The sequence below is a fragment of the Eubacterium sp. MSJ-13 genome (genome assembly GCF_018918235.1).
Lineage (GTDB): Bacteria > Bacillota > Clostridia > Lachnospirales > Lachnospiraceae > Butyribacter.
The window spans coordinates 1-5,568 of the sequence record NZ_JAHLQE010000154.1; the positions used below are offsets into that span (position 1 = coordinate 1).

General features: G+C 35.5%; 6 protein-coding genes. 1 reads left to right on the top strand and 5 read right to left on the bottom strand.

All coding sequences use genetic code 11. The features are described 5' to 3' along the window. From KQI69_RS09480 to KQI69_RS09500, 5 genes are all read right to left on the bottom strand, one after another. On the bottom strand, positions 1-843 hold an 843-nt coding region (locus KQI69_RS09480), incomplete at its 3' end, for an OPT family oligopeptide transporter (protein ID WP_216565138.1). A gap of 224 nt (positions 844-1,067) precedes the next feature. Further along, positions 1,068-1,562, bottom strand: coding sequence for a DNA-deoxyinosine glycosylase (locus KQI69_RS09485; protein WP_216565139.1), 495 nt, complete (start codon positions 1,560-1,562; stop codon positions 1,068-1,070). A gap of 34 nt (positions 1,563-1,596) precedes the next feature. After that, the gene (locus KQI69_RS09490) at positions 1,597-2,814 is read right to left on the bottom strand and encodes a hypothetical protein (RefSeq protein WP_216565140.1); all 1,218 of its coding nucleotides are present in this window, start codon (positions 2,812-2,814) and stop codon (positions 1,597-1,599) included. 5 nt (positions 2,815-2,819) lie between these two features. After that, positions 2,820-3,365 (bottom strand): RNA polymerase sigma factor, encoded by a 546-nt coding sequence (locus KQI69_RS09495; RefSeq protein WP_216565141.1) that lies wholly within the window; start codon positions 3,363-3,365, stop codon positions 2,820-2,822. Positions 3,366-3,898: 533 nt separating this feature from the next. Further along, positions 3,899-4,633 carry a peptidylprolyl isomerase gene (locus KQI69_RS09500; RefSeq protein ID WP_216565142.1) on the bottom strand — a complete coding sequence of 245 codons (735 nt, stop codon included), beginning with the start codon at positions 4,631-4,633 and terminating at the stop codon, positions 3,899-3,901. 269 nt (positions 4,634-4,902) lie between these two features. On the opposite strand from KQI69_RS09500, the gene KQI69_RS10530 reads away from it, so the two are divergent. Beyond that, on the top strand, positions 4,903-5,568 hold a 666-nt coding region (locus KQI69_RS10530; RefSeq protein ID WP_371818813.1), incomplete at its 3' end, for a hypothetical protein.

The following is a 5,568-nucleotide window of genomic DNA, read 5'->3' on the forward strand; positions in this document are numbered from 1 at the left end:
TACATAATTGCTCCAAAGCTCTGCCGGTGCCATATCTGCTATAGCTTTTGTAGCAGGGAATAAGATTGCACTGTCCCCGCCCAATGCACCGATAGTGTGCATAAGAGGCATGATAACAAACCATCCTACGATAGCTCCGCCAAACATATATGAAGCAACTCTTGAACCACAGATGTAACCTACACCGATAAGGGCAGGAAGTACATCAAGTCCGAAGGCTGATCCCTTATAAACTGAGATATCCCAGCTTATCTCTGATGGGAATAAGATAAGTCCGTCTGTTACAAACTTGTACAATGCTGAGATACCAAGACCTGAGAATACAAGTTTTGATTTGCTTCCGCCTTCCTCACCTGCAAGAAGAACCTCTGCACAGGCTGTTCCCTCAGGGAATGGAAGATTTCCATGCTCCTCAACGATAAGTGCTGTACGAAGTGGAATCATAAATAAAACACCTATAACACCACCTGCAACGGCAAGAGCCGCAATCGTGAAGAATGAAGGCATCTGTATTGATGAATCCTCTCTTGCCCACATATAAAGTGCAGGAAGTGTGAAAATGGCACCTGCGGCTAATGATTCACCTGCTGAACCGATAGTCTGAACCATGTTATTTTCAAGAATCGAATCTTTCTTTAAAATAAAGCGAATGACACCCATTGAAATAACTGCTGCCGGTATAGATGCCGATACCGTCATACCTACCCTAAGCCCAAGATAAGCATTTGCAGCTCCAAAAACTATTGCGAGAATGATACCGAGAACAACGGCTGTCGGGGTAAATTCAGGCATGACTTTATCCGCTGGGATAAACGGCTTAAAGTCATTTTTTTGTTTGCTCATAAAAAGTCTCCTTTTCCTTTTGTATAATAAAATCAAAAATGCTACATGACTGCAAAAGCACAATATTCTTTGTTTTTATACAATACAAAGAACTACTACAGCTTAAAACATTATATATATGACCTCCCAATATCATATATACATATAAATACAGCCATTATATAATTATATTATAATCAATAGCTATTTACAATAGTATATTTTGCTAATTTTTCACAGAAATCTCAAACTATACCTTCCCAGCGCTCTTTGAGCCTTTCTAAGCTGTAAGCCGCATTTGCAGGACTTGTCGATGGAAGTTTTATTATCCTCCTGCCATTTTTGTCATACTGATATTTCATATAGAGTTCATATGCCTTGCCGCCGTTTGCGTATATCCTGTCAATATCAGCATTGTCTAAGATAACCGACAGGTCAGTGGGAACAACATTTTTTATTGAACTGTCACTTGAACCTATAATATCGCACTCCGAGATAACATCCCACACCGCTATATGATTTCTAAGTAGCATTTCCTTCTTGCTTTCTATAGTCTGTGGGACATTTTTTTCCTGACACAAAGCCGCGATAAGCTTCCAGAACCTGTTCTGCGGATGCCCATAATAAAAATTGTTCTCCCTTGACTTCACAGACGGAAGCGTACCGAGAATCAGAACCTCTGAATTTTTATCAAAAACCGCTTCAAATTCATGTTTTATATGTGTGTATTCGCTATTCATATTTACATAATCTCCTAGTATATTTTTTCAAAACCTATTTGTCATTTTCTTTTATCAGCTTTTTAAGTGCCGCCGCATTTTCATCTGAAAGTTTCAGATATACTCCAGCTTTATGCACAGGTTCAATATAAACATCAACATCCTTTCCGTCAAGTATTATTCCAAATATACTAAGCTCACCCGCATCATTTTCAACTGCCAGATAATAGCACTTATCAGGATTTTCTTTTGCAGTCATTACAAACTTCTGCTTATACATATCTCGGATTTCAAAAGAATTTCCTTTTGTAATAAGTTTATAAAACTCATCACCTGATTTTTCCCCATTCCAAACGGCAAGTCTTTTATCTGGATTATCTTTAGATTTTGCCTTAAATCTTTCAAGCATTGTCTCACGTATTCCATTTCCGTCTTTTATATCCATAATATCCTTAAAATACTTATTCAGAGAAATCGAACCTTTTTTGTCCGATTTTTTACTATCTGTTATATTATGTTCGCTCAGACTTTCAATTCCAACACATTTTCCAATGTACATAGCATCTGACCTGTCTTTATATATAATAAACTTTCTACTTTCACGCCCACCTATAAAATATATATTTCCAATAGAATACTTACTGCCCTTTGGAGCATTTCCCAAAAACGGTGTCAGCTTCTTAGTCTTATCCGCTTTTTTAAGTGCAATTCCCTTTTGTGTAATCTGTTTTTCTTCGTCTTCATTTATCTGATAAAGACTGTAAAGATAACCGCTTTCTGAATAACTCTTTGTATCTACATAAACCGCCGTATTCTGATTGTTATAATAATACCACTGCCGGTCTTCTTTTGTATTAATACCAAAATCTGCATCGTCATCACCCATTACCATACTTAAATTACCTAAATTCTGACCCAGTTCATAACGCTCCCTTGCTTCTTTACATACACTTTCCAATACATTTGTTTCTCCCGCCTGCTTTCTGCTTCCCATGTATATATAACCTATTGCAAGCCCTGCCAGCAATACAAAACACACGACTGCAATACATATGATATGTGCTTTTGAGCGTGGATTTTTTATCGGCAGCCTGCTAATAACAGAATATATCTTATCTTCAAAAATCTTGTCATCATTATATTCAAAATCAAAATCTCCCATAGAATTCTCCAAATCCTTCTCACTATAAATCTTAAAGGCTTTTCTTATCATCTCATCACTACCCTTAAATCTCTTTTTTTCAAAACCGTTTCTCATGTTATTCCTGCTCATACAGCTCACTCCTTTCCATCAAGACTTTTTAACAGTTTCTTTCTTCCTCGGTTGATTTTTGACCTGACCGTATTATATGGAAGCCCAAGCAAATCTGAAATTTCTCTCGGATTCATCTCATTCAGATAAAACAGTGACAAAACTTCACGATAAGTAAAATCAAGTTTTTTAATTTCTTCTACCACTCTTTTTAACTCCATTGAAACAAACACCTCATTTTCAATGTCAACATTTCCTGCCTGCTCTGTTATGTCATCAATATTTACATTTGATTGTCTGTTTCTTTTGTTCTTTCTGTATATGTCAATGGCACAGTGGCTTATGACCGTATATACAAAAGATAGCGTTTTTGCTTCATTATCAAGGTCTATGCAGTCTGTGTGCCTTGATATCGCTATGATACAGTTCTGGACAGCGTCCTCTGCATCCTCACGCTGGTTTAATATCTGCATTGCTCTGTAAAACATTCTGCTGCCGTATAATTTATATACTTTTTCGAGCTTTTGCCGCTGCTCTTGTTCCCACTTTTTTGCTTTGGTGACATGTGACATGCGGTTCACCTCCTTTGGGTTGATGGGTGTGGTGATTGACGGACGATTGTACCGGAATGATAAATAATAACGCCGGCACGCTTCCGCTATTCATCGCTCATAGCAGTACTAAAGGTTGAAAATACCAACCTTTAGTACTGATGGCGATGATAAATGCCGGCTTACATTATTTATCATTCCGGCACAATCTGTGTTTTGTTGGTCTGTAATTTTTGTTTGCAAACAATGTTTAGTTTAATTTTGATTTAACACCATCAAGCAATTAGCAGAGTGGATTGCGAATATCCGCTTGACTGCTATTTAATTTTACTATTTTATACATACATTATATTTGTGTCCTGTCTAATATTTATAACGATGCTGATATAAATTTTGATGCAGATAATAATAAAAAATGCAAATTTCATTTTTGCATGCTTTACTGAAAATTTTATTTCTGTGAAGCCGCATGAAATTTGCATTTTTATTGTGTGTTGTAAAGTTTATTTTTTTGCTGCATAGCAGCAATTTTTATAGTAAATTTATTTTACTTTCTATTTGCAGTACTTTTCTCTGAGTTCCTTGAGTTTGTTCTGGTATGTTTCCTGCTGTTTTTTGTTTACAAGGTAGCTTTTTACCTGCTCTGCTATTTTGTCATATTCAGGTACTTCGCCTTCGTTTTTGTCATCTACCCAGATAAGATGATATCCGAACTGTGTTTTTACAGGTCCGATTACTTTGTTTAATTCTCCGTCAAATACGGCGTTTTCAAATTCTTTGACCATCTGGCCTCTGCCGAATGTTCCAAGACTTCCACCTTTCTGTGCGGATGGGCATGTTGAATACTCTTTTGCTGCATCCTCGAAGCTTTTTGCTCCTGATTCGATTTCTTCTTTAATCTCGTTTGCCTTGCCCTCATCATCTACAAGTACATGCTTTGCTGTTGCTGATGCCTGTGATGCAAATTCTTTTGAGTGTCCGCCAAAATATTCTTTTGCTTCTTCGTCTGATACTGAGATGTCTTTCAAAAGTTCTGCCATGGCTATCTGGCTTAAGATATCTCTCTTTGCCATTACCATTGATGTCTTGAACATTTCTGTCTCATCTTTCTTTTCTTCCTCACCATACATTGCAAAAAGGCAGATTTCCTCCAATCTTTCTTCGCACTGTTTACGGAATTCAGGCATTGCTCTGTACATCTGCTGTTCCTGTGGCATCCCTGAAATGAATGTGTCTATATCGACATCTGTTATTGTGTAATTTCCAATTTTGATATTTGTTTCTGACATTTTTATCCTCCAGTTATTTTTAGTCAGGAACATTTGTTGTTCCCTCTTTAAAATGTGCATACACTTTACATTCGTGTGACAAATGATGGTTTCTATTATGAGGGAAAATAAGGAAAGTTGCAAGTGTTTTGTGATTTCCATATGATTTTATTTTATCATTAATATTGATTTTATTCGTTAAAATATATATACTAAATATTGTACACATTTAATAAACTGTAATATCTATTCACAGTTCATAAATATTTTACTTAGAAACGGAGAATTTCATGGATTTTATATCAGTAAAAGAAGCATCTTCAAAATTCAATTTATCAGAAAGACGCGTACAAAAGCTCTGTGAAACAGAACGAATTGTAGGAAGCCATATGGTAAACGGAGTTTGGATGATTCCTGCAAATGCTAAAAAGCCGTCTGACAAACGGGTATCAGAGGCTCCTGAAAATACAGATTATATAACTTTAAAAGAATTATGTAATGAACTTACAATTTCTTTGGCAACAGGAAGGAACTGGTTAAAACTAAACAAAATACAGGCCCAATATTTTGAAAACAATACTCCTTTTTTTACCAAATCTTATGTTGATACGCTAAAAAAGGACATATTTTCAGGGAAAAAATCATACTTAAAAAGCAGGCGGAATAAAAAGTTTATAAGTGGAAATTTTTTATATAAATCTTATGTCTCAGGCGATAGCTCCAATTTGTCTGTATGTCAGAATTTACTCCATATAATAGACTCAGAAAAAGTTATTCTGAATACTGAAAACATAATGTATATTATTGCCGAATGTGCTATACAGTTATTATTAAAAAGAAACAAAATCACATTTACAACTGATAGTAACAATTTTTTACAGCAGTATCTTGATAATAAACTTTTGATTTCAAAATACTCAAAGTTAATAGATGCTCTTATAGAAGATAAAAAAAAA